Source organism: Geosporobacter ferrireducens (genome assembly GCF_001750685.1).
In the GTDB taxonomy this organism is placed as follows: Bacteria; Bacillota; Clostridia; order Peptostreptococcales; family Thermotaleaceae; genus Geosporobacter; species Geosporobacter ferrireducens.
Map to the genome: position 1 here is coordinate 5,236,801 of NZ_CP017269.1, position 24,268 is coordinate 5,261,068.

At 34.9% G+C, this 24,268-nt stretch carries 22 protein-coding genes and 1 pseudogene; 22 read left to right on the plus strand and 1 reads right to left on the minus strand.

Going from position 1 to position 24,268, the window contains the following annotated elements; genetic code table 11:
* The first annotated feature begins 10 nt into the window (after window positions 1-10).
* The 14 genes and pseudogenes from Gferi_RS24585 to Gferi_RS29065 all read left to right on the plus strand — a co-directional run bounded on the left by Gferi_RS24585 (window position 11) and on the right by Gferi_RS29065 (window position 14,271).
* A complete protein-coding gene (locus Gferi_RS24585) occupies window positions 11-685 on the plus strand; it encodes an ABC transporter ATP-binding protein (protein ID WP_069980753.1) in 675 nt (224 codons plus the stop codon).
* Window positions 686-1,387: 702 nt separating this feature from the next.
* The gene (locus tag Gferi_RS24590) at window positions 1,388-2,311 is read left to right on the plus strand and encodes an AAA family ATPase (protein WP_069980754.1); all 924 of its coding nucleotides are present in this window, start codon (window positions 1,388-1,390) and stop codon (window positions 2,309-2,311) included.
* Window positions 2,312-2,323: 12 nt separating this feature from the next.
* Complete coding sequence (locus tag Gferi_RS24595) at window positions 2,324-4,120, plus strand: cobaltochelatase CobT-related protein (RefSeq protein WP_069980755.1); 1,797 nt, start codon at window positions 2,324-2,326, stop codon at window positions 4,118-4,120.
* Window positions 4,121-4,616: 496 nt separating this feature from the next.
* On the plus strand, window positions 4,617-4,781 hold the full coding sequence (locus Gferi_RS28365) for a hypothetical protein (RefSeq protein ID WP_156782478.1): 165 nt from the start codon (window positions 4,617-4,619) through the stop codon (window positions 4,779-4,781).
* A gap of 49 nt (window positions 4,782-4,830) precedes the next feature.
* Window positions 4,831-5,682 (plus strand): MurR/RpiR family transcriptional regulator, encoded by an 852-nt coding sequence (locus tag Gferi_RS24600; RefSeq protein ID WP_069980756.1) that lies wholly within the window; start codon window positions 4,831-4,833, stop codon window positions 5,680-5,682.
* 30 nt (window positions 5,683-5,712) lie between these two features.
* A pseudogene (locus Gferi_RS29620) lies at window positions 5,713-5,845 on the plus strand (IS91 family transposase); the annotation flags it as partial.
* Between the two features lie 204 nt (window positions 5,846-6,049).
* Window positions 6,050-7,417 carry an ABC transporter substrate-binding protein gene (locus tag Gferi_RS24605; RefSeq protein ID WP_069980757.1) on the plus strand — a complete coding sequence of 456 codons (1,368 nt, stop codon included), beginning with the start codon at window positions 6,050-6,052 and terminating at the stop codon, window positions 7,415-7,417.
* 133 nt (window positions 7,418-7,550) lie between these two features.
* The gene (locus Gferi_RS24610) at window positions 7,551-8,513 is read left to right on the plus strand and encodes a carbohydrate ABC transporter permease (RefSeq protein WP_069980758.1); all 963 of its coding nucleotides are present in this window, start codon (window positions 7,551-7,553) and stop codon (window positions 8,511-8,513) included.
* 29 nt (window positions 8,514-8,542) lie between these two features.
* Window positions 8,543-9,376 carry a carbohydrate ABC transporter permease gene (locus Gferi_RS24615; RefSeq protein ID WP_069980759.1) on the plus strand — a complete coding sequence of 278 codons (834 nt, stop codon included), beginning with the start codon at window positions 8,543-8,545 and terminating at the stop codon, window positions 9,374-9,376.
* Between the two features lie 12 nt (window positions 9,377-9,388).
* The gene (locus tag Gferi_RS24620; protein WP_069980760.1) at window positions 9,389-10,438 is read left to right on the plus strand and encodes a serine hydrolase domain-containing protein; all 1,050 of its coding nucleotides are present in this window, start codon (window positions 9,389-9,391) and stop codon (window positions 10,436-10,438) included.
* 18 nt (window positions 10,439-10,456) lie between these two features.
* Window positions 10,457-11,350 carry a BadF/BadG/BcrA/BcrD ATPase family protein gene (locus Gferi_RS24625; protein WP_069980761.1) on the plus strand — a complete coding sequence of 298 codons (894 nt, stop codon included), beginning with the start codon at window positions 10,457-10,459 and terminating at the stop codon, window positions 11,348-11,350.
* Between the two features lie 44 nt (window positions 11,351-11,394).
* Window positions 11,395-12,330: an N-acetylmuramic acid 6-phosphate etherase gene (gene murQ / locus Gferi_RS24630; RefSeq protein WP_156782479.1), complete on the plus strand. Its 936-nt coding sequence runs from the start codon at window positions 11,395-11,397 to the stop codon at window positions 12,328-12,330.
* Window positions 12,331-12,935: 605 nt separating this feature from the next.
* Window positions 12,936-14,108, plus strand: a complete 1,173-nt coding sequence (locus tag Gferi_RS24635) for a DUF116 domain-containing protein (protein ID WP_069980763.1) — start codon at window positions 12,936-12,938, stop codon at window positions 14,106-14,108.
* Window positions 14,109-14,139: 31 nt separating this feature from the next.
* Complete coding sequence (locus tag Gferi_RS29065) at window positions 14,140-14,271, plus strand: hypothetical protein (RefSeq protein WP_257785957.1); 132 nt, start codon at window positions 14,140-14,142, stop codon at window positions 14,269-14,271.
* 56 nt (window positions 14,272-14,327) lie between these two features.
* Here Gferi_RS29065 and Gferi_RS24640 read toward each other — a convergent pair whose 3' ends face one another.
* Window positions 14,328-15,089, minus strand: a complete 762-nt coding sequence (locus Gferi_RS24640; RefSeq protein ID WP_069980764.1) for a SagB/ThcOx family dehydrogenase — start codon at window positions 15,087-15,089, stop codon at window positions 14,328-14,330.
* 514 nt (window positions 15,090-15,603) lie between these two features.
* Here Gferi_RS24640 and Gferi_RS24645 point away from each other — a divergent pair.
* From Gferi_RS24645 to Gferi_RS24685, 8 genes are all read left to right on the plus strand, one after another.
* The gene (locus Gferi_RS24645) at window positions 15,604-16,167 is read left to right on the plus strand and encodes a sigma-70 family RNA polymerase sigma factor (protein ID WP_069980765.1); all 564 of its coding nucleotides are present in this window, start codon (window positions 15,604-15,606) and stop codon (window positions 16,165-16,167) included.
* Window positions 16,164-17,129, plus strand: coding sequence for a DUF4367 domain-containing protein (locus Gferi_RS24650; protein ID WP_069980766.1), 966 nt, complete (start codon window positions 16,164-16,166; stop codon window positions 17,127-17,129). The genes Gferi_RS24645 and Gferi_RS24650 overlap by 4 nt, the downstream gene beginning before the upstream one ends.
* A gap of 879 nt (window positions 17,130-18,008) precedes the next feature.
* Window positions 18,009-18,815 carry a sugar nucleotide-binding protein gene (locus tag Gferi_RS24655; RefSeq protein WP_069980767.1) on the plus strand — a complete coding sequence of 269 codons (807 nt, stop codon included), beginning with the start codon at window positions 18,009-18,011 and terminating at the stop codon, window positions 18,813-18,815.
* Between the two features lie 407 nt (window positions 18,816-19,222).
* Window positions 19,223-19,831 (plus strand): hypothetical protein, encoded by a 609-nt coding sequence (locus tag Gferi_RS24665; RefSeq protein ID WP_069980769.1) that lies wholly within the window; start codon window positions 19,223-19,225, stop codon window positions 19,829-19,831.
* Window positions 19,832-20,024: 193 nt separating this feature from the next.
* The gene (locus Gferi_RS24670; protein WP_083273757.1) at window positions 20,025-20,711 is read left to right on the plus strand and encodes an MBL fold metallo-hydrolase; all 687 of its coding nucleotides are present in this window, start codon (window positions 20,025-20,027) and stop codon (window positions 20,709-20,711) included.
* Window positions 20,712-20,817: 106 nt separating this feature from the next.
* Window positions 20,818-21,291 (plus strand): GNAT family N-acetyltransferase, encoded by a 474-nt coding sequence (locus Gferi_RS24675; RefSeq protein WP_069981598.1) that lies wholly within the window; start codon window positions 20,818-20,820, stop codon window positions 21,289-21,291.
* Between the two features lie 317 nt (window positions 21,292-21,608).
* Window positions 21,609-22,103 carry a hypothetical protein gene (locus Gferi_RS24680; protein WP_069980770.1) on the plus strand — a complete coding sequence of 165 codons (495 nt, stop codon included), beginning with the start codon at window positions 21,609-21,611 and terminating at the stop codon, window positions 22,101-22,103.
* 724 nt (window positions 22,104-22,827) lie between these two features.
* Entirely contained in the window at window positions 22,828-23,811 is a 984-nt protein-coding gene (locus Gferi_RS24685; protein ID WP_069981599.1) for an alpha/beta hydrolase, read from the plus strand.
* The last annotated feature ends 457 nt before the right edge of the window (window positions 23,812-24,268 follow it).

Genomic DNA, 24,268 nt, shown 5'->3' on the forward strand with positions numbered 1-24,268 from the left:
GGTGAATATCATGAGTCTATTAACAATGGAAAATGTATCCTATAAATACAGCGGCACAACGAAAACCGTATTAAAAAAAGTTTCGGCGGAGTTTAAAAGTGGTAAGCTCTACGTGATTATGGGCAAGTCAGGTTCAGGAAAGACTACTCTCTTATCTTTGATTTCAGGGCTTGATAATTGTACCGACGGCGCAATAAATTTTGACGGCAATCCACTTTCTCAGATTGACCGTGATAAATACAGAGCTGAAAGTATTGGCGTTATTTTTCAGGGTTATAATCTTTTAACAAACGCTACCGCTGTTGAAAATATTGTGCTGTCGATGTGCATTAGCAAAACAAAGGAAAACAATAAGAAAAAAGTTGCATATAAGCTGCTTGAAAAAGTTGGAATTAATAAGGAAACCGCTAATCGTAAAATCCTCAAGCTTTCCGGCGGCGAACAACAGCGAGTTGGTATTGCAAGAGCTTTATCCCATAATCCTGACATTATCATTGCCGATGAACCCACTGGTAACTTAGATACTGATACGGAAGAGAGCATTTTATCTATATTAACTTCTCTGGCCCATAATGAAGGTAAATGCGTAATAATCGTTACCCATTCCAAAAAGGTATCTTCTGTTGCGGATGAAGTATGGGGTATGAAAGACGGGAACCTGACCCTCGTATACAAAGGCAAGTGAGGACTGTATTTCCTTGCCTCTATAGCTCACTTGATAGCGAACTATGCAAAAATCGCATTCAAGGTGATAAAAAAGACCATATCATAAATTCTAGAGTTATTCTAGAAAGTAAGTATTTGAAAGATCTTTAGAATGAATAGGTAAAACAATGATAATTAAGCAAGCAAGGACCCCCTGCTTGCTTAATATCAACATCTTTTTTGACCTAACTTTCCAATTAATCAAACGGACAATGAAAATTCCATAGTCCGTTTTTTATATGAATATTTATCTAAGATTAGAAAATAATTCTTTCGGCATTAAAAGGATAGTATATACGTACATCGAATATTACTAAAAATAGAGTAAAACTATTTAAATAATTATTTTCTATAAGGTGTTGATTAAGTGTATTGAATTCAGGAGATAAGTGGATATATTGGAGTATACAAACAGAATGGCTACCTTAAAATTGAGTATAGCCACTCATTGTTTTCACAAAAACCAGATGAGCTTGCCTACGGCTTGGACCCAGGACGTCAACTTAGTAGGGAACTGTGCTGAGGGTGTCTCGACTCAACCGCGGATAAATTGGGACTGGTCAAAAGCATAGCCTGTCATTGGGCGCTGCCGGAGACGAGAAACTAAAACAATGACTGCACTCGTGGTTTTTAAAATACTCGAGATAATCAAAAAATTAATAAATATAGAGGGTGGAATATTATGGACGTATTTGATTTTTTAAGAAAACAAGGTATAGAAGAAAAGTTGATACAGGATGTGCTTTATTTTAGAAAGTATTATCAGATAGACGAAGCGGTAAAGGATAGAATTCCCGATCCTAAAAATTTCTTTTTTGGAAAAGAAATATGGTCTATGTGTATTGCTGCAATTTTAGAAGGAGAAAACATTTTGCTCTCAGGACCAAAAGCAACAGGAAAAAATGTCCTTTCAGACAATTTATGTGCTATATTTGCAAGACCTCAATGGAATGTATCTTTTCATGTCAATACAGACAGTTCAAGCCTTATAGGAACCGACACTTTCATAGACAATGCGGTAAGGTTAAGAAGGGGGGCAGTTTATGAATGTGCAACCTATGGGGGATTTGGAGTATTTGATGAAATTAATATGGCAAAGAATGATGCCATTGTTGTACTGCACTCGGCGCTAGATTATAGAAAGATTATAGATGTTCCAGGCTATGAAAAAATTAAACTTCATGAAGCAACAAGATTTATTGGAACAATGAATTATGAGTATGCAGGAACAAAAGAATTAAATGAAGCATTGGTTTCCAGGTTTATGGTGATAGATATACCACAAATAGAAGAAGAAAAATTAATGACTATACTAAAATTAGAATTTGAAGATGCTCATGAAGATAAATTAGACCAGTTTGCGGGAATATTTTTAGACCTTCAAACAAAAGCACAAAACTCCGAAATATCTACAAAAGCTGTTGATTTAAGAGGAATAATAGCCAGTATTAAAACCATAAAGAGAGGGCTTAAACCTAGACTTGCAATAAATATGGGAGTAACAGGGAAAACCTTTGATCAATTTGAAAAAGAAATTGTAGAAGATGTAATAAGAACTAGAATACCGGAAAAGTGGGAAGCAAAGGATATTTTTCCATCTAGTTAACGGAGGAGTACTATGAAGTGGATATATGGAGAATACGATTTTGAAAATAGGCTTACAAATCTCATGTGGACCGTATGCGGAGATTATGATCAGGAATTAGATGAATTAGAAAAGTTTACAAAAACCTCTAAAGATCTAGCCGTGTATTATGCTGCTAAGGCAGGGGCGAGAAGAAAATACATAGACTGGAACCTGATAAAAAAGTATTTAAATCACAGAATACAAAATGGCGCAGATCAAGACCTGATTGTTCCCCTTGTGGAGATGTGTGCTGATGCAATGGTTGAGGAAAAGCTTATCAAGGAAAGACCTGGAATAGAAGATATAAGGAAAAAAGGACTAGAAGATTTACTGGAGCGATATTTTAGAATAAAACTAAACACTTTTATGGAAAAAGTAAAGTATGCCTATGTACTAGAACAAATGGGAAAACATGCAAGTTTTGATTCTAAAGTAAAAAAATTACTCTCAGATATAAAAAAGTGTAAAGATGTAGAGAATACTCTAGCCCTGTTAGAAAATATAGATGCTTTATATCTTGTTCATTTTAAAGAGATGATAGAGAATCCAACTTTTCTATATGAAATGGAAGAAGAGAATAATGCAAAAGAAGAGTATAGAGAAGTAGAATATACAAAAGATCAAAGCTTTACTTCTTTTATGTATGAAGAGTTATATAAAGAAGATGCCGCCATTTCAGAGGTAGTAGATGGAATGCAATCTTCTCTTTTAGTTGAGTTTATAGGAGAATTAAAGCAGGAGATTTCTACCAATCCAAATGAAAACAGAGTTATATCTATTGATGAAGAAATGGTAGAGAAAATTTATAAAAAAATAGAACACTATTATGGTAAATCCTGTATTACAAAAGAAGAACTAAAAAAGATTGAAAAAAAGGTCTGTAGAAATGTACATGAAGGGTGTAGAGTTCATTTTACAGAAGGGGTTTTACGAGCTCCTTGCGATAATGTATTTCAAAAAAAGTATGTGACAAGGCAAAAGGAGAAAAATTTGTCTGGTTTTAGAGATAATATAAAGGTCCACAAAAGAAATATTGTAAAACTAAAAGAAGTGATCTTAAAAACACTAACGGCAGAGCAAGAAAATTCAATAGTTCCTTCTGATAGTGGACTATTGGCTGTAAATAAGCTTTGGAGAGTTGGAAGAAGTAATAACCAAAAATTATTTACAAAAGTAATAGACAATCAAAAAGGTGGATATGTAGTAGATATTTTACTAGATGCCAGCGGTTCTCAACAAGTACGACAGGGAAAAGTGGCTACTCAGGGGTATATCATATCTGAGGCATTAACCCTTGCAGGAATCCCAAATAGAGTAATGAGCTTTTGCAATTTTTTAGACTATACCATTCTTAGAAGATTTAGAGATTATAACTGTCCACGAAGTGCAAATGAAAATATATTTGAATACTTTTCTGCTGGAAACAATAGGGATGGTCTTGCCATTCAAGCCGTATGCCAAGGTCTGTTAAATAGAAGTGAAGAAAATAAAATATTAATTGTTTTAAGCGATGGAAAGCCCAATGATGTAAAAATTTTAAATGATAGTATAAGAACCATAAGAGGAGAAGCATTCTATAAAGGAATGACTGCAATAAAAGATACTGCACTTGAAGTAAGAAAGGCTAGAAAAAATGGAATTTTACTTTTTGGTGTATTTACAGGAAAAGAAGAGGAACTTGAGGCGGAAAAACTAATTTATGGGAAAGATTTTGTATACACTAGAAATATAGAGAAATTTTCTGACATAGTGGGAACCTATTTAAAAAGAATTATAGAAAATCATTAAAAGGAGCTGTCTTAAACTGATTTTTAAAAGATAGTTTGGAAACTGCATTTAATGCGGTTTCTTTGCATGTATGGGTTTAGTTAGGTAAGGGTAGCTCCATCAGATGAAGTTAATGAGTAAAAAATGGTATTTCTATATATATAGACGAATTTATGGTAGTTCTTCACTGTTTGCCGAGGTAAGGCAAAAAAGATGGGGGAATTTGCAATATAATAAGGAAATCAGAAAACCAAATGCTAAATGTTATGCCAAAGCCTACTTTTGAATAGATTCAAATAAAAAGAAAAGGTTATGTCAACACTTTGAAATTAATATAAACCTTGATATAATAGCTAAAGATGATAGCGTTGAAAGGAACACCTATCTTTGTATTTTAAAAGGAGTTGATACAAATGATTGGTAAAACCCATTTTAAAATTGGAATCTTAACCTACGTTATTACGTCAGCTGCATTTGATAATATTGACTTAAATATTATGAAGCACAAAAAATTAGTATGGCAGGAATGCTGGCAGCAGGCATCTCCGCTCTCGTAACAAATGTGGATTGTGATGATAGTAAAATCAATCGTTCAAATTCAATAATTGGAACAGCTAAAAAAGCAGCTGAATATATTGATGCGGCTAATTCTATCTCCAAAGCTATTTATTGGGATGAATAGTAGCATTCAGTTTATATAATAAATGTAGGCAAGTGGAAGGAGAAGGGTAATGAGCAATATGGTAATCTTCAATAACATGAAGCATGATTTCACAGAGGCGGAGAAAGTACTCGCTGAGTATATAATGCAGAATTATAATGAAATATGTAATATGACTACCTATGAAATTGCAGATGCCACAGATACGAGTCCTGCTACATTGGTTCGTCTTGCTAAAAAGCTAGGATATAGTGGATTTAAAGCCCTACAGATTGCCATTGCCAAGGATACTTCTAAGGATACTATCAACACTGAGAATCTATATGAGGCAATTACTGTAAATGATTCCACTGAAGATATCATTTCAAAAATAGCCTTGGGCAATATCGACGCTATAAAGAATACCGCTGCTATCATAAAAACTCATCTAATAGAGGAGAGTGTAAATGAAATCCTTAAAGCAAAGTGTATTCATCTCTTCGGTATAGGAAGTTCTTATATCGTAGCCTTGGATTTCCAATACAAATTAGTGCGAATCAACATGTTGACCAGTTTACATAGCGATTACCATTTGCAATTGGTTGCTGCGTCAAACATTAATATAGATGATGTTGCTATTGGTATTTCTAATAGTGGTAAGACACAGGAAGTGTATAATGCGTTAAAACTCTGTAAGGAAAGAGGCGCAAAAACGATTTCTATAACCAGATTAGGGCGAAATCCAATTAGTGCTATTTCTGATATCAACATCAATACCATAGAAGTGGAACAGCAGCTCCGCGTAGGGGCGATTTCTTCAAGAATCGCTCAATTAACAGTGATAGATATTTTATTTATGTGCTTAATGAAAAAACGCTACCAGAGCATTCCAGATTATGTACGAGAAACCGACCATATCATATCTAGTCTAAAGCTTAAATAATATATTAAAAAAATATTCGTGACATTAATAAACTTAATTATAAAGTTAGTAGACGAGAAAATCGTAGAGAAGCTAAAAAAATTAAGAAAATGGAAGTACAGAATCATGAAATCTTTTGCTCATGATCCTTTGTCATATGAAAAAATGCAACTCAAAAATGGAAAGGAATAACCTATCGGTTCAGATTATAAATGGCGTCCATAAGGACGTCTTTTTTATAAGTAAAAAGCGAAATAAAGTTCTATTCTTATATTGAAAAAATATTTTATAGTATTATAATATATATAAAACAATATTTCATAATTTTTCATAAATTGTGTAATTTGATTTCAAAAAGTCATTTATAAAAATAAAAGGGGGAAAAGAGATGAAAAAATTCAACAAAATGCTATCAGTGGTACTTATTCTACTCGTGCTATCTATGGCACTATCTGGCTGCGGTGAAAAGGGGACCACACCAACAGCTGAGTCTAGCACATCTGCTGATAAAAAAATTACATTAAAAGTAATGTTCTTTCAAGCAGGTTTTGGGGATGGATGGCAAAAATGGTTGAAGGAAGAGTTCGAAAAAAACCACGAGAATATAACGATCCAGCTTGTGGGAGATGCAAAGTTGATGGAGACAATTACACCTATTATTGAGAGTGGTGTAGATGCGCCGGACATATTTATGACCAATGGTAGTAAATGGGAAGAGTGGGGCCCTCAAGGATTGGTAATGGATTTAACAGAGTTTTATGATGAAAAGGTACCAGGTACGGATTTAGTACTAAAGGATTACATATCGGATGCTGCAAAGGATAAATTTTTCTTTGACTTAGGTAAAAATAACGGAGGCATCAAAAAATATGCAGTGCCCTGGTCAGCAGGACCTATGAGTGTTGTTTATAATGGGAAGCTGTTTAAGGAAAAGGGGTTGGAGTATCCTAAGACTTGGCCTGAATTCGAAGCTTTATGCGAGACCATAAAAGCTGAGGGAATCGCTCCACTAACCTATCCAGGAAAATATCCAAACTATGTAAAACCCTTTATGAGAAGCTGGCAAATACAAGAATTAGGACCTGAAAGATTTGTCAATGAATTTAAAAATCCATCAGATCCTGAGATATATGGAGATCCAGCTCTTTTAACAGCTTGGGAAAAATTTGATAATTTATTCAAAAAAGGTTGGATTATGGAAGGAACAACAGCCCTGGATCATACCCAAGTACAGATGGAATTCATCAATAATAAAGTTGCTATGATATTGAATGGTTATTGGTTAGAGCAGGAAATGTCAGAGGCTTGGCCAGAAGAGTATGAGATCGTGATGGCACCTATTCCTCAGGATGGAAAAATTGATACCCCAGTTTCTTTCATAAATATGCCTGACTATATTTCTATCTACAGTAAAACCGCTTATCCGGAAGCAGCAAAAGAATTTTTGCTATTCTCTTTAAGCCCAGAATCTTGTGAGGCTTTTGCAAAACTTGCAGGAGGATTAAGACCTTTTAAATATGATTTAGATAATGTAGAGGTCTCCGAGTTTACAAAGAGTTGTCAAGATATTATACGAAATCCTAATTACTATCAGTTTACAGATGCCAGCAGTAATCCATTCATGTATAAGACATTAGGAAATGATTATTTAACGAAGATAGCTACAGGAGAAATGACACCTAAGCAGGTTGCTGAGGCCTTTAAGAAAGATGCTGCTACCGAATTTGAGAAGGTGAAAAAAGATTTAGGAAATTAATTGACAGAAAGAATGTGATATCTATGGATGTGGACCCCAAAAATCAAGAATTAATTCTATAGGGTCTATGTCCATAGGATTCTAGTTGATGGAAGATAAAATTAATAGAAATTGAAAGGGGGGAAAGAAACCAATGGAAACTACGAAAAGTAATACGGGATATCAAGCTGAAGTTATAATACCAAAAGGAAAAAAGCAAAAAAGGATAAATTGGAAAAAGATTTTTTTTATCATTTCCATGTTAGGATGGCCCTTATTAAATTGGTGTATATTCATTTTCTATATGAATATACAGACTTTTCTTTATTCTTTTCAAAGGTTAAATAAGTTTACCGGTAAAATGAGATTTTCTGGTTTAGAAAATTACATGGAGTTATTTCAAAAAATATCTGATAATACTGCCTCTTATGGTGTGGCCTTTAGAAATACGTTTTTGTGGTTAGGCCTCAACGTACTGGTAATTGTTCCCATATCTTTGGTGGTGGCCTACATCCTTTCTAAGAAAATACCTTTCTATAGATTCTTTAATACGATACTATTTATCCCAAATATCATTTCAATTGTAATATTAACCATGGTTTGGTCCTTTATGTGGGCACCCAATCAAGGAATTGTTAATGGATTGTTAGATTTATTAGGAATGGTGCAATATAAACGAATATGGTTGGGAGATCACAGAACGGCATTAGGCGTGGTATTTTTATACTGTGTTTGGGCAGGAATAGGATGGAATAATCTTATTTTAGGTGGAGCTATTGCAAAAATTCCGAAAGAAATACTCGAGTCGGCACAGTTAGATGGTGTTTCCCATTGGCAAGAGTTTGTACATATTATCATTCCAAATGTGTGGCCAACTATTTCGACGATAACCATTATAGGTGCAACGGCTGCTTTTAGAGTTTTTCTACATCCCAAGTTACTTACCAATGGAGAATATGGAACCTCTAATATTGCCCTTAAAGTAGTGGATGAAGTTTTAGGAGAAGGCAACTACGGGCTTGCATCGGCAGCGGGAATCACTATGGCCATTTTTGGTTTCATAGTAGTCTATATGATTAAAGCTTATCTTGATAGGATGGAAAAAAAGTGGAGTTGATTTGAAAAAGGATGGGAAGGTGAGAGAGGGTGGAAAATAAATTTAGTCGCCAAGTTTTACTCATAGCAGAGGTACTGTTACTGTTTTATGCAATTTCTCTGGTATTTCCTTATGTATGGGTGTTTATTAATTCTTTCAAAAGCATAGCTGAATTTTATAAAAATATATGGTCCCTACCAGAATCTTTTAGTCTGACAAATTATGCTCGTGCTATGAAGGAAACCAAAATACTGTCCTATTTTGGACTTAGTGCGATAATAACCATCATAGGTACAGGAACGCAGCTTATCTTCTCTGCAATGACAGCCTATATACTAGCAAAATACGAGTTTAGAGGAAATCGATTTATTTATGCCCTGACCATAATCGGATTTTTATTACCGATCACAGGGACATTAGCCCCTTTGTATGTTTTCCTTAAAAAGACAGGTCTGTTTAATTTGTACGGACTCCTCATCATGTATGCAGTGGGAATGGGAACGAACATGCTCATTTATTATTCCTTCTTTAAAAAGATTTCTTGGAGTTATGCAGAAGCAGCTTTTATGGATGGAGCAGGAGATTTTACTGTCTTTTGGAAAATTATGTTTCCCATGGCAAGGGAAGCCTCTATTGCAGTAGGGATTATAACAGCAATAAATATTTGGAATGACTATTTTATTCCTTCAATTGTTTTAACAAACCCTAAAGTGCAAACCGTGGCTGTAGGTCTTCGAACCTTACAGGTGCAGCAGCAATATAATGCCTCCTGGACAGTGTTATTTGCTGCAGTGATCGTAGCCACGATACCAACGATTCTTATATATATGTTATTTCAAGATAAAATCTACAAAGGCTTTCTTATTGGTGGATTGAAAGAATAGTGAGGAGATAGGATGATAATAGAAGAAAGAATTCGATACTTAGAGGATTACTTGCAAAAACTGATTAAGGAAGATGTCTTTCCAGGCGCATCCTTTGCCTTATTGGACCAAGAAGATAGCTACATAGGCTTTTTAGGTAAAGCTCAAATAGTACCGGAGCCTGCCTCCGTGAAAGAAGATACCCTCTATGATTTAGCATCCTTAACCAAAGTGGTTGCTACCACTAGCTGCATTATGCTTTTAATTGAGAGGGGATATATAACACTGGATACAGAGATTTGTAAGGTTCTACCCTTATATAGGCAAAGGGGTATTTGTATAAAGCATTTATTATCTCATACATCTGGCTTAGATGCAGATATAGATTGGAATAACATGAATAAAGAACAGCTTCTTCATACAGCATACAATTCACCTATAAAACCTAGTCGATTCGAAAAGGAAGTAGTTTATTCAGACATAGGCTTTATACTTCTCGGTCTAGTAATCGAGCAGATAACAGGTTCCTTTGAAGAATTTGCACATAAAAACCTATTTAAACCATTAAGCATGAAGGAGACGTTCTTTAATCCAAGGGAAGCCTATATAGAGAGATGTGCGGCTACTGAACTCTGCCAAATGAGAAAAAAAATAATAAAAGGTGTTGTTCATGATGAAAAAGCCTATCTTTTAGGGGGTATTGCAGGTCATGCTGGACTTTTTTCTACCATAGGAGACATTGTAAATTTCTTAAAGATGTATCTAAATAATGGAGCTTTTGACGATCAAATTGTACTTAACCAATCCACCATTTCTTTGATGTCAAATTCCTATACTCCATATATGAATTCAGAGAGGGGATTGGGTTGGATGCTAAAAGGAAAAACCAATACTTTTTGTGATGTAACTGGAGAAAGAACACTTTATCATACGGGATTTACGGGCACTTCTATCATCATTGATCTAGATAATAAAAAGAGCTTTGTTCTGCTAACCAATAGAGTTCATCCAACCAGAAAAAATACAAAACTAATTGATCTGAGAAGGAATATTCATAATGTGGCACTTAGTGCCATTCAGTAATGATAAGAAGGAGTAAATATGGACTATTTAATTGGTATTGATGCAGGTGGCACCAAATCAGAATTGATCGCTTATGATATGGAAAATAAACCTATATTTAAAAAAAATGGGGGATTTGGGAATCCAGCGGTCAATCAAGAGAAAACTCTAAAGAACCTTGAACTATTGATAAAACAGGTATTGAAAGCGTTAGATATTAGAAACTGCAAATTGATTGCAATAGGTCTTGCGGGAGCTCAAATGGGTAATAGCAAAGAATTTATTAAAAGCTATTTTAATGATAAATTTAATATACCCACCATTGTTTTAAACGATATTTTAATGAGTTATCAAGCCTATTTGGGAAGTGGAAATGGAATTATGACGATTGCCGGCACTGGCTCTAGTAGTTATGGACGAAGAAATGATAGAGAAGCTATGGCAGGGGGATGGGGGCATTTACTGGGAGATGAAGGTAGCGGATACCATATTGTTCTTGAGGCATTTAAAAAAATGATCTATCTATGGGATCGTGAAATTCCATTGGATGAACTTAGCAGAGCGCTGCTAAAAGAAATAGATATGCAGGACCCATCAGGTATCAAACACTTTATATACAATTCACAAAAAAATGAAATTGCTGGATTGTTTCCTATCATCCTAAATATGTCTCAAAAGGGAAGTTCAGAAGCTGAAAAACTTCTGATTGAAGCAGGTAAATCTCTAGCGGATATTACTGGTATTGTGTATAATAGGCTAAACTTCAATGAACAAGTACAAATTGGAATTAAGGGAGGCATATTTCATAGTAGCTGCTATGTAAAGGAGAGTTTTGAAAATCGATTGAGTGAGTATATGTCAGATTTTATAATAATTAAAGAGGATATTTCTGTTACAAAAGCTGTTTGTAGTCTTTATAAACAAATTAGGTAAAAATTTTCAGATTTTCTTATTTTACCTACGAGGGAGATATGAACATGGTAAATGAAGTAATGGGCATGATAACGGAACAGATAAATAGAAATACAGTGGATATTGATAACATGAGTATTACAGAAATTGTTACCTGTATCAATAATGAAGATAAAACTGTTGCTTATGCAGTGGAAAAAGTAATTCCACAAATTGTTAATGCAGTAGAGCTTACAGTTTTAGCATTAAAAAGAGGCGGAAGAATGATATTTGTTGGAGCTGGAACTAGTGGAAGACTTGGGGTGCTGGATGCATCAGAATGTCCACCTACTTTTAATACAGATCCGGAATTAGTGAAAGGAATCATTGCAGGGGGAGATATAGCTCTACGAAAAGCAGTAGAGGGAATTGAGGATAATGAAGAAGACGCAATAAAGGATTTAAAGAGAGAAGATTTAAATCAAAACGATGTAGTAATTGGTATTGCTGCTAGTGGTAGAACCCCCTATGTAATAGGTGCTTTAAAATATGCTAAAGAGATTGGTGCAAAAGCTGTTGGAATATCATGTAATCCCCAATCGAAAATGAGAGAATATTCAGATGTAATGATAGAAGTAATCGTTGGGCCTGAGGTAATATCTGGTTCAACTAGGCTCAAATCAGGTACAGCCCAGAAAATGATACTCAATATTCTTAGCACAACAACCATGATAAAGTTGGGAAAGACCTATAAAAATCTAATGATTGATCTTCAGACTAGTAATCATAAGCTTAAACAAAGGGCTATTAGAATATTAAAGGAAGTAACCCAAAACAATGATGAAGATGAAGCGATTTCTATATTAGAAAAGACGGATTGGAATGTGAAAGAAGCCATAGTACTATGGGAGACTGGCTGTAGTATTGCTGAAGTACGAAAATATTTAAAAGACAGTGAGGGCTTTGTAAATAAGGCTATCGAATTGGCTTTGGGAAGAGAATGGAACAAGCCGAGAAAATAAATTTGATGATTGCGTCTATAATCGGTTTAAGAAAATGAATACTTAACTCATAAGTGTAATTAGGATGCGGCGCAATTTCTTATAGAACTAAACTGCTAATCCCGGTGGCTGCTGATTTCCTTTGTTCTGGTCAAGTAAAATTGCAACACTGTCGTCTAATATTTTTATGCACTGTAGCGAGCCTCAAAAGGAGTTAATCTTTGGTTAAAGAAATGAGGCCTCAGGTGGTTGTACGAACTAGATCCTTTTTTCGATGATCTCAACCGCATTTAATGCGGTTTTTGCATGTATAGGTCTAGTTGGGTGAGGTTAGCTCCACAAAATGAAGTTAATGACTAAAAAATGGTGTTTCTCCACTGTTTGTCGAGTTAAGACAAACAGTGGAGAAATTTATAATAATATAAGGAAATACGTAAAAGGAATTCAATACTTTGAGTATCTATATGTACAAAATAATTTGACAAGCAGGTAATGTTGGGACGACGGATCTGTTCCTCGTTCCGGCGGAAAAAATATGTAACGATTAGAAGTTTTAACAAAAATTCCGTATAATGATATAGAAAGCCCTAATTATTTTAGGCATTCAGAAAATGGGGGGAATTGTTATGGAGCGTATTACTTATTCTCTAAGAGAGCAGTGTCAGATTTACTCGGATCAATATTATGATTGTATATCGACTTTTACCGATGAGGTATTAACAGAGGCAAGGAATAGACTTACTCCAATAATTCAAATCGCCCATAACCATCAAGATCAAGAAAATAATTCACAAGTGGAAACAATATTAGAACTGCTTATTTTGGGAACGCTGAGTGATGTATATCTTAAAGAAGCCCTTAATATCAATGGAATGCAGTATCGTATGTTAAAGTGGGTTACTGAAATGCGGCAGAAGTATAAGCAGTTAAAACCAGCAATGAGTTATCTAAAAGGGATTCTATCCAAGCAATTTTTATCCTACCATACAGAGCTTAGCAACATGACCCCCATTCAAAATATGTCACAGCTTCATAAACTTATTCGTTGGCTGGAGGCTACTGGAGAGTTTGGCAGCGAAGTAAAAAGATTAAAAGCGTGGGAAAGATATCTTAAAACGCTACCCTATAAGGATACTTTGATTATGCTTGAAACAATTCTTTCTTTTGCCCGGTGGTTTGAGCGTCGCAGTGAAGAAATACTGGGACAATACACGGCCTATGTCAATCAATATCTACACAAGTCAAAAAACAAATATAATCGGCGAGAGGATATTATATTCTGTAACCGAAGAAGAGTAGAATACCATCTAAATATGGTTGGAGCAGAGATAATGAACAGAGTTTTTAGGGAAGATTTTTTAAAAACTCATAAAAGGATTCTATTATTGCCTATATGCATGACTTCTCCCCGGTACTTAAAATGTCAGTCAGAGGGATTTGGAAAAGATTTCAAATGTAAAGCCTGTTCTAAAGAATGTATGGTCAATCAATTAACCAAATTAGAAAAAGGTTTGAACTTTCGTGTGATGGTGGTTCTCCATGAATCCTCTATTTCTGCTTATAATAGAAAAGATACTTTATTTGACAGTCACACAGGGGTTATTGGTGTGGCCTGTATACTCAATCTAATTTCCGGGGGATGGATGTTAAAAGATATGGGTATTCCTGCTCAATGTGTGCCATTGGATTATTGCGGATGCAAAAAACACTGGCATGATAAGGGCATCCCTACTTGTATCAATTTTAAAAAACTTCAGGAAATCAACAAAGTATTATCAGCAAGTACAAATACCAGATAAACAGTGCCAAGGAACTACAAGAGGGAAAAGTATGATTAGCATTCAAGTCCAGGCCCTATGTAAAGACTGGGGCTATTTGTTTGCAGTGGAGTTTGCACTTTTATTTCAAGGAAATATAAAGATTATTCTTCAGATGCTAAAAACCTATCTAAGATCTGTATAGGATAATACAGATTTGTTTATTTTGAATCATGTTTAATGAATATCTATTCAAATTAATTATTTTATTTTCTTCCCTGCAGTTCCAATATAGACTACAAATTCGTTTTCGCCATCTAAGCCCATGACTTCATTTAAAACTTCGTCATCAAAGGCGGCGATGGCACAGACGCCGCAGTCAATGGATTCTGCTGCCAGGTATAGGTTCTGGCAAACATGACCTGCATCTAGATGGATGTAGCGATAACCCCTTTCACCATATCTCCAAGTGGTTCTATAGGCATCAGCTGCCCATATAAAGGTAACAGCACTAGTCTTAACAAAGACCTGATTCAAACAAGCATCGGTTATCTTATCTCCTATATCTTCTTCAGCTTCTATAGGCAGCAGGCTATGCTTGGTAGCAACATAACGATATAATCCAGCTCGAATTCCCCTCACCCGATTGATAAGAATATAGGTTTCAAAGGGATGCCTACCCCCTGCCGACGGGACCGTTCGCAGGGTTTTTGAAATAGGACCCTGCTCTCCTTGACTAACCAATACTTTTTTTACACCTTGGGTAGACCACAATAGATAGGAGAGCTCTTTTATATCCAAAGCTTCCTGATGATACTTTCTTAGGCTTTTTCGATTTTCTATTAACTCCTTTAACTGAATGGAATCCATATCAAGTTCATCAACGGAAGGCAGTGCTATTAGGGCGCTGTCGGGATCATATGATTTTTCTAAGGGTGGCTGTACCATACCTTTTTCCTGATCAGACTCTTCCAGGTGCGCATACCTTGTTTTCTCCATAAATAATTTACCAATTTCACGCATCGTATAATCCTCCCTATATAAATTTACATGACTTAATTTATTTTATCTTATCCTGCTTATATTGTCTAAAACAATTGAAACATATTCCTATTAAGATATGCTGTTCCTTCCTATGGTTTTGTATTTTTGGCAGGGGTTGCAGATTCTGCAATCCCTGCTTTGTGTAACGAACTAAAAATATGAAAAGCTGCTAAATAACATATAATGGGTCTTTTTAATTTCATAAAAAATACTGACATCTTAAGTACTTCTTAACTAAGATGAAATAATCATATTTTGATGGAGGCTGATTTCATATGACAACGCAGTAAGATAAAAAAGCTCTTAGATTATAAGCTATGCTTCTTATAATCTATGCTTCTTATAATCTAAGAGCTTTTTTAAGAAATTGATTTTAACTGTAAAGGATTTTCAAGAAATATAGAAAATAGATGTAATGAAATGATAGATTCTGCGTATTTACCTATGAAATTACTTAGCTAAGTAAAAATCATGGAAGGGGGGTTGATAAAAAGTGGAGCAAATTCTTTCGATGAGCAACTCCAATGAAAAAACTGATCAATACTTGAATAAAAAAGAAGCCTTTGCCTATTTTTTTGATGCCTACTACAAAAGGGTTTACAATTACATCTACTACCGGGTACATTCCCAGGACATAGCAGAGGATTTGACCAGCCAGGTTTTTGAAAAGATGATGTATAAAATTGAGCAGTATCATCAAGATAAATCACCCTTTGAGGTCTGGCTATTTGCCATAGCCAAAAACGTGGTGCATGATCATTTTAGAAACTTAAAAAAGGGTAAAATCTTTTCCTTTAGTATAGTAGAAGAATTGGTATCCAGAGACAGAACGCCAGAAGATGCAGTTTTGATGGCAGAAAGTAATGATCAATTGATGAAGGCTTTACAGGGGCTAAATCAAAAAGAAAAGAATATTGTGGCTCTTAAATTTGGAGCCAATCTAAAGAATAGTGAGATTGCAAAAATACTAAAGCTTACGGAGAGCAATGTAGGGGTTATACTCTATCGCACTATGAAAAAATTAAAAATGATAATAGAAGGTGGGGAAAAGATATGAGAAAAGAAACAATAGAAAATCAATTTTCCCAGGATATCGAAGCTTATTTAAGAGGGGAAGAAAGTCATTCCTCGGAGCCACAGGTATATAAGGAACTTCTGACCTTGGGAAAGGCCTTGGCAGACAGAGATTTTAGTCAAAGCACCGATAAAAATACAGTATATCAAAAGACCCTGAAAAATATTTGTGAAAATAAGGAGAGAAGTAGTATGAAGAAGAGGAAATTTAAGAAATCCACCCTTGCTGCGGCAGCTTTGGCACTCCTATTTGTAGGCACAGTAACCCTCAACCTAACGCAGCCCTCCTTTGCTCAGGACTTGGTACACAAAGTAATTAAAACCCTAACTGCGGGACGAATTAGTGCTGTTCAAGTAGAACCACACCAGTGGGAGGCCACTGTCTTACCAGCAGGTCTACAGGGTAAAGCCTTTGACAAAGATGGGAACCCCATAGAGAAGATTACCAAGGAAATGGCAGAGGCTGGTGAAAAGCTTTATACGGCTGAAGGAAAAGAAATTGTTGGTTTTAATGGTGAGAAAATTATAACAGCCGATGAAGGCAAAGAAAACCGTCTTATAGTCACCGAACCTGATAAGTTAAACAACTATACCTGCTTTGAAGTGATTCTCCCCTCCTATTTACCAGAAGGCTACTCCTTTGATAAAGCAGAATTTTTTAAAGATGAAAAGGGTGAAGTAAGCAACAAATATATCAGCCTATACTTTACCAATGGAAAACCCGATAAATATCTGTATATGCAGCAGCGATTTGCCGATGAAGAAACGGCCTATGAAATAGGAACCGATGGCAAAATTGAGCAAATCAAAATAAACGGCTTCGACGGAATCCTCTCCGATGGCAGGAGCATAGATTGGGAGGCCAATGATGTACTTTACAATCTATCGGGTAGAGGGCATATAACAAAGGCGCAATTGATTAAGATAGCAGAATCTATCAGATAGCAGAATAAAAGATAATATATTAACTTTATTCAAAGATAGCCACAAAACCTCCATAATTAGATGCAAAATCTAATCATGGAGGTTTTGTTATGGAAACATGTATGGGACGAGGGGACAGGTACCTTCTCCCAGTTCCAAATGAATAATAGTGGTTTTGCTTGTTACACATCTCCTCCGCCAATGGGGAAACGAAAGATGCTATTTAGATCTTTTGCAGCAATCTTCTGTTGTCGAAATATAGCGAACAGAAATTGAAGGAGTTTGTAACAATATATGGAACTACATAAAAGAATGTTAGACTGGGAGTATAACCTATATTTTGTGAAATTAGAAGATCCTAGAACGATAAATCTGGCCATTTCTTTCATGGTAGCAAGAATTCTTTAAGAGAACAACAAACTGACTCAATATAGCAAATGGTTTAATCTCAATCCAATTGAATTAAGATTAAACCATTTGTTATATCTCATATTTCGCATAACTAATTTTTCCAAGCGAACAATTATTTTTCTGTATATTTTTTCTTTCAATTGACCTATGATTTTAGTATTAGAATCATAGGAGGAATCAATGAAATGAGAGATTAAAATTAGAAGTTATCCAATATAAATAGTATCCAAAGTAATAATTTGTAAAACAATTAATAAGTGAACGGTAGGTTTCCGTTAATTACGTCACTTAACAGAGTGTTCCCAACATTCATCAGCATTTCGGGCCTGGCTTTGTGAGAGCTGATGAACGTCGTGAACACTCGAGAAGTTCTCCGAAACCATACGCAAAGGCCGCGGCGTCCTGCTGTGGATTGGGGAAGAACGCTTTAAAAGCTGTGCTAATTCATAGTTGTAAAAAATTATGAGCTTGAAAGGAAAGGAGTTTGAAATGGAAAGAGTTTTAATACTTGGAGCAAGTGGATTAGTAGGAAAAGCTTTATCAAAGGAATTGAATAAGAAATATGATGTTTATGGTACATATAGTAGCAATAAAATAGTTTCGATAAATTCAATTTACTATGATATAAGCAAAGTATATGAGATGGTTGATATTCTTAATAATGTTAAACCTGCAAGAATAGTGTACTGTTTAAGGGGAGATTTTGATGCTCAAATAGAGCTTCTTAATGAGCTTGTAAAATATTTAATGCCCATCAATGGAAAACTTTATTTTTGTTCTACTGGAAATGTTTTTGATGGGGATATAACTAAACCTCATTTTAAAAATCATGAACCAATTGCTGAAAGTGATTATGGCAAGTTTAAGATAGAGTGCGAAAAAATATTAATAAAAGGCTTAAGTGACAATGGCATAATTTTTAGACTGCCAATGATATGGGGTAAAGACTCACCAAGATTAAATAGTATTCTAACCGCATTAAAAAATAATGAAGAAGTTGATGTTTACACAAATCTATATCTTAATAATAATACAGATGAAATGTTAGCAAAACAAATATGCTATATAATTGAAAATGATTTAAAAGGAATATTTCATCTTGGTAGCAATGAAGTTATAAATCATTATGAATTTGTAAAAAGTGTTATTACCAATTTAGGATATAAGGATGTAAAATTTAATGAAGAAATGCTTCCGGAAGAAAAGTACTATTTAGCTGTTTTACCGACTGTTGGGGAGTTGCCTAAAGAATTTAATTTTTTAAATGAGTATGTTATTAATCGCATAACAGATTAGATAATTCAGATTTTTCTTATGATGGGAAGTATTAATAATGGACAGCATGAGTTGTTTTGTCTTCATTTTGGAGATTTGGCTAGTGCTATTGGTGATAGTGAATATAAAGTTGAACTTAAATAAATACTTACATTTATTGTTAATAATATTCTTTGTTTTTACGACACAGTGGTTGCTGCAGATACTTGCTGGAGGATCGGCCGTCCATGGCGATTCTGGCTACGTGGGGCATGCGACATCAGGTCATTCTGCCCACACCTTACAAGCTAAGTCAAAGTGTCACTAAGCTTGCAAGGCATCGTAGACGCCGGACGTTATCTGACATTAGTTGATTTGCCCGTACGTCCTGTGCGGGATATAGGATTAATTTTTGTGTCAGATTTTTATTTGAAAGGGGTATAGAAGGTATGATTAATCTTGAGAGACTATTTACAATAGAAAAAGAGAATTTGCTTGAATTCAGTAAAACCCTAAAGGCAGAAGACATATCTCAGCTGGTGGAATGGTTAACTGTAAAAGATGATAAATTGAGATATCATTCATTACTATTATTAGAACATCGTTCAGAGGAATATAATGATGTGTATCCTTTTTGGGATATTTTTTGTGAAAAATTAAGAAGTACCAATTCCTATCAGAGAAGTATTGGGGTAATGCTCATTGCTGCGAATGTAAAATGGGATAGAGAAAACAAAATTAAAATAACAATTGATGACTATTTAAGAATTCTAGATGATGAAAAGCCGATTACGGTACGCCAGTGTATACAGTCATTAAAGAAAATAGTTGCTTATAGAATAGATTTACATAATAAAGTTGCAAGTGAACTTATATCCATTGATATTATGAATATTAAACCAACAATGAGAAAGTTAATATTAGTTGATATTCTAAATATTCTTGTGTTAATTAAAAAACATAATACTTCAGAAGAAATTGATACGTACATTTATCAAGCACTTACAGGTGAATTGCTTGATAAGAAAGCGATAAAACAAATAGAATTGATGTTATAGACCGTTTTTCTGGGGGGCCGCCGTCCGTGGCGACCTGGGCTTTGCGGGCCGACCAACGTCAGATAACAGTGAATTTCCAAAATCTGAGATAATATGCAAGTAATAAACAGACTTCGGGAATTCACAAGACGTTATGTGACATGCCTCAACGGGAGCATTAAGTAAATTAAAAATTTTAGAGGAGTAAATTTGTATGAAAGCTGAAATTATTAGAGTAGCTATGGGGAAATCAAATTCATATTTAATTAAGGCAAAGGATGGATTTATACTAGTTGATGCAGGTATGCCTGGTAAAACTGAAAGAGTAATAAAAGTTTTACGCGAGTATGATGCTGAATTAAATGATATTAAACTTATTATAATTACTCATGTACATAACGATCATGTTGGTAGTCTATATGATATTAAGAGAAAATCAAATGCGTCAGTTTTAGTACATGAAAAAGAAAAGAATATTTTAGAAAAGGGATATAACAAATTTCCTGATGGGACTATGTTTTTCTCAAGGATGATCTCTAGTCTTGCAAACAATGTATTTTTTTCTCAAGATCAATTTATACCAGTTGAAGTTGATATTATTATAAAAGATGAATTTGATTTATTGGATTACGGAGTAGATGGTAGAATTCTTCACACACCTGGACATACAGAAGGGTCAGTTTCAATTATAATAGAAGAAAAGTTTTGTTTAACAGGAGATACATTATTTAATATGTTTCCTAACTCGGTTTATCCTCCATTTGCAAATGATGAAGAAAAATTAATAGAGAGTTGGAAAAAATTAAGAGAAAATAATTGTATAAAGTATTATCCAGGACATGGGAAAGATTTTGGTTTAAAGAAATTTGATAAAACAATTGAAAAACATATAAAAAAGTAATAGAGCACGATCACATAACAATGCACTCAAGACGTTAAGTGAAATGCGCCCCAGGGTGAGTGCTAAACTGGAGTTTTTTATTTTGGAGGATTTTATGAGGTGTGCCATGTATACATTAAGAAAATATAGAGAAGAAGACTGGGAAGTCATTTTGAATATTTTTTTGAGAGCGAAGCCAGATGAAATGAGAGGTTCTTGTGGTATAGAGGATATTGTCCCTTTGGATAAAGATGAAAATCTTCTTAGATCATTTTGGAATAGTACAATCATTATTGCAGAGCATGAGGGGAAGGTTGTTGGTTATGTAGGATATGAAAGCAATTCATTGATTTCATTTCTTTTTGTAGATCCAAGTTACTATCAAAAGGGGATAGGAACTGAATTGCTAACTCGAATTCTATCTGAAGTTGGTGAAAAGGCATGGCTTTTAGTTGCAAAGAATAATATTGCAGCAACAAAGTTATATTTTGAGCATGGCTTTAGAACAGTTGAAGAGTTTATTGGAAAATATAACGGAATTGATGTTTCGGTTTTGCGCTTGGCTTTAACGCCTGAATTGCAATCGTGGAGATGCCGTTAGTCTAAATAATTAGTTTGAGGTATTTTCAAGTCTGTACTATGCGCACTCCACTTAACAAGATATTCCCATTCGCTACGCACAGCCCCCAGCCGTGGTTTACGAGAATGTATAGCAAACTTCAAGGTTGCACTATTCTTCAAGTATCGTGGGAGCTGGGGGCCGTCGTGAATACAAACCGTTATGTGACATGACGGGTCGCTAGGTCGGCCCTTCCGTGGGCACTCCCTTAAAAACATGTGAAAGCACAAAGTAGTCTATTTTGAATGCATACCTAAAGTAAGTGAGATACAACTTAATAGATAAGGGGGAATTTTTATATGAGTCTAATTAAAGCAATTCTTACAAATGGCTATATCCCACTGATACCTATTTTTGCATGGAATATTATTTTTGTTTCAAAATTGCCACCTGCATACGATCCAAAAAGCTTTAATAGCCACATTCCAGCATTTCTTCTTATTGGAGAGAATTTGTTTAGAATAATAATATTTGTTTTTCCGTTATTATTTAAAACTAATATCGCTACTACACAAGGAAAACAAGGGCTGATTATTTACATTTTTGGCACAGTTTTATATTTTGCTTCTTGGCTATTACATATGTATGCTCCGAATTCTCTATTGAGTAATAGTGTATTTGGTTTTGCAGCACCTGCATATTTACCTATTATATGGCTAATAGGTATAAGTCTTATGGCTGATTCATATTATTTTAATTTTAAATATTCTAAGTGGCATTATATATTGCCATGCATCGTATTTTCGATTTTTCATGTTGCGCATACCTATCTAGTATTTTTAAGAACAAATTAAATGTATTTTATAAAATAAATGATTAGTAAATTCAAGAAGCCGGCCAGCTAACCATCGTGGTTCAGCTGGCGATGAAAGTGAATACCCGCTGTCCAGACCCGTCACGATCAACACGTGGATGTTAGAGGACATTTAAATGTTAATGAGGTTTCTACATTTGTATTTAAGACGCATTATTCTTCTTACTTATTATGAAAAAACAAAAAGTTGTATATGTTTCCTATTATCTTTTTAATGTGGCATCAGTGAATAAAAGGAATTGATTGGTGGGTGTAGATGTTTTTTCGTTAACCGGACTGCAGATAACAGCGTGTTTACAGGAGGTGCTGGGGCAAGTGTCAAGGGTAAGGTCAGTGCACCACATCCCTTCTCCGGGAGCGAAGCTCCGCTAAAGGGTATTCCTATGGGTCCAGTTCGAAGGCGTCGCAAATGCGAGACGTTAAGTAAAATTGGTCAAAAAAGATTGTACTGCTCTAGCACAGATTGAGCAAGTTATACGTTGAAGTTTTTCACTACATTAGTTTTTAACACAACATGTATAAAATTAGAAGTTCAGGACATTCAGGGCAAATTGCATGGAATAAAATAAATCAGAGTTAATCATCATGTTCATAATTAGCAACTAGATTTATGACTTCAAAATTGTAAATATATGATTTTCTAAGAAAACTTCGGTATATGTATATATAGCCAAGAAGAAAGAAGGACGGATAATTTGAATCAAATGAATAAGGTAGAAACAAAACAATGGAAAAGGGTAGTAAAAAGAATATGTATTAGTATTGTGTGTTTTATAATATTGTTTTTACTCATCGTGCCGTCTATCATCGTATTTCAAGCTACACAGAACCGTGTTGACTATAAAGGCTATGCAACGGCTGATTATCCGTTACAAGACATATATACTGCTTCAGATTTTAATTTAGAGGCAAATGAAATAACTCTTCTTACAGAGGATGGCTATGAACTATGGGTTTCAGAGGTATTGACTGAACAACCAAAAGCAGTAATTATTTACTTGTCTGGAATAAGACAACCATCTGTTACTTATTTTTATGGTCATGCCAAATGGATGAGAAATAACGGATATGCTTCGTTTCTTTTAGAAGTACGTGGCCATGGAAACAGTGATGGAGATAGAGTGTGCTTGGGGTATGAAGAAGTATCTGATGTTATGGCCGTAGTGGATTATATAAAAGGACAGGAAAAATACAAGAAGGTACCAATTGTGCTTCATGGTGTTTCTATGGGGGGGGCTATTGCGATAAATTCCTTCGGACAAATCAAAGAAATAGACGGACTGATTGCAATGTCAGCCTATTCAAGTTTTGAGGATGTCGTTTGTGATACCATGGGCAACTATAATATTCCCAGATTCGTACGTGAAATTGAAAAGTATTTAGTGCGGTTATGGTTGCAATTCGTGTTTGGAAATAAGGTGAATGAAATTACACCAATTAAGCAAGTTGAAAACATCGGTGAGCGCCCCGCATTATTTGTTGCAAGTAAACTTGATACAGAAGTTCCCCCTGAAAACATGGAGCGTCTTTTGAATAAAGCTCCTGACCATAGCAAGAGCTGGTTAAGAAATTCAGACTCAAGTGGACATTTTATCATAAAAGATAAAAACTTTTTAGATATTGAGCAAGATACGGAGTATTGCGACAGAATATTGACATTTTTAGAAGCGAATATAGTAAACCGATAAGTCCTTATTCTCTGTTTAGGGATTCCAGTATTATAATATATTTAATTATTAAAAGTGATTTAGTGGGATTTGAAGAGTCACTATCCATGGAGAGATTACCCATGATATTTTGCTGGCGCGAAAGATTGCAGACCAAGTATATATTATGCACGAAGGAAAAATTGTAGAGAACGGCAGTTGTCTGGAAATATTTGACCACCCAAAAAGCGAATATGGAAAGTTGCTGATGTCCTGCAGATAGCTAAAAGGGACGAGGGAACAGGTGCCTTGTCCCAGTTCCAAATTAATAATAGTGGTTTTGCTTGTTACACATCTCCTCCGCCAATGGGTAAACGAAAGGTGCTATTTAGATCTTTTGCAGCAATCTTCTGTTGTCGAAATATAGCGAACAGAAAATGAAGGAGTTTGTAACAATATATGGAACTACATAAAAGAATGTTAGACTGAGCGTATAACC

What these genes read in the sequence shown, in the direction of transcription:
- Gferi_RS24635 (WP_069980763.1), top strand. Translation starts at nt 12,936, where the DNA reads ATGGAGCGTATTACTTATTCTCTAAGAGAGCAGTGTCAGATTTACTCG.
- Gferi_RS24625 (WP_069980761.1), top strand. Translation starts at nt 10,457, where the DNA reads ATGGACTATTTAATTGGTATTGATGCAGGTGGCACCAAATCAGAATTG.
- Gferi_RS24595 (WP_069980755.1), top strand. Translation starts at nt 2,324, where the DNA reads ATGAAGTGGATATATGGAGAATACGATTTTGAAAATAGGCTTACAAAT.
- Gferi_RS24665 (WP_069980769.1), top strand. Translation starts at nt 19,223, where the DNA reads ATGATTAATCTTGAGAGACTATTTACAATAGAAAAAGAGAATTTGCTT.
- Gferi_RS24610 (WP_069980758.1), top strand. Translation starts at nt 7,551, where the DNA reads ATGGAAACTACGAAAAGTAATACGGGATATCAAGCTGAAGTTATAATA.
- Gferi_RS24670 (WP_083273757.1), top strand. Translation starts at nt 20,025, where the DNA reads ATGAAAGCTGAAATTATTAGAGTAGCTATGGGGAAATCAAATTCATAT.
- Gferi_RS24680 (WP_069980770.1), top strand. Translation starts at nt 21,609, where the DNA reads ATGAGTCTAATTAAAGCAATTCTTACAAATGGCTATATCCCACTGATA.
- murQ (WP_156782479.1), top strand. Translation starts at nt 11,395, where the DNA reads ATGGTAAATGAAGTAATGGGCATGATAACGGAACAGATAAATAGAAAT.
- Gferi_RS24620 (WP_069980760.1), top strand. Translation starts at nt 9,389, where the DNA reads ATGATAATAGAAGAAAGAATTCGATACTTAGAGGATTACTTGCAAAAA.
- Gferi_RS29065 (WP_257785957.1), top strand. Translation starts at nt 14,140, where the DNA reads ATGATTAGCATTCAAGTCCAGGCCCTATGTAAAGACTGGGGCTATTTG.
- Gferi_RS24600 (WP_069980756.1), top strand. Translation starts at nt 4,831, where the DNA reads ATGAGCAATATGGTAATCTTCAATAACATGAAGCATGATTTCACAGAG.
- Gferi_RS24585 (WP_069980753.1), top strand. Translation starts at nt 11, where the DNA reads ATGAGTCTATTAACAATGGAAAATGTATCCTATAAATACAGCGGCACA.
- Gferi_RS24675 (WP_069981598.1), top strand. Translation starts at nt 20,818, where the DNA reads ATGTATACATTAAGAAAATATAGAGAAGAAGACTGGGAAGTCATTTTG.
- Gferi_RS24655 (WP_069980767.1), top strand. Translation starts at nt 18,009, where the DNA reads ATGGAAAGAGTTTTAATACTTGGAGCAAGTGGATTAGTAGGAAAAGCT.
- Gferi_RS28365 (WP_156782478.1), top strand. Translation starts at nt 4,617, where the DNA reads ATGGCAGGAATGCTGGCAGCAGGCATCTCCGCTCTCGTAACAAATGTG.
- Gferi_RS24590 (WP_069980754.1), top strand. Translation starts at nt 1,388, where the DNA reads ATGGACGTATTTGATTTTTTAAGAAAACAAGGTATAGAAGAAAAGTTG.
- Gferi_RS24685 (WP_069981599.1), top strand. Translation starts at nt 22,828, where the DNA reads ATGAATAAGGTAGAAACAAAACAATGGAAAAGGGTAGTAAAAAGAATA.
- Gferi_RS24640 (WP_069980764.1), bottom strand. Translation starts at nt 15,089, where the DNA reads ATGCGTGAAATTGGTAAATTATTTATGGAGAAAACAAGGTATGCGCAC.
- Gferi_RS24650 (WP_069980766.1), top strand. Translation starts at nt 16,164, where the DNA reads ATGAGAAAAGAAACAATAGAAAATCAATTTTCCCAGGATATCGAAGCT.
- Gferi_RS24605 (WP_069980757.1), top strand. Translation starts at nt 6,050, where the DNA reads ATGAAAAAATTCAACAAAATGCTATCAGTGGTACTTATTCTACTCGTG.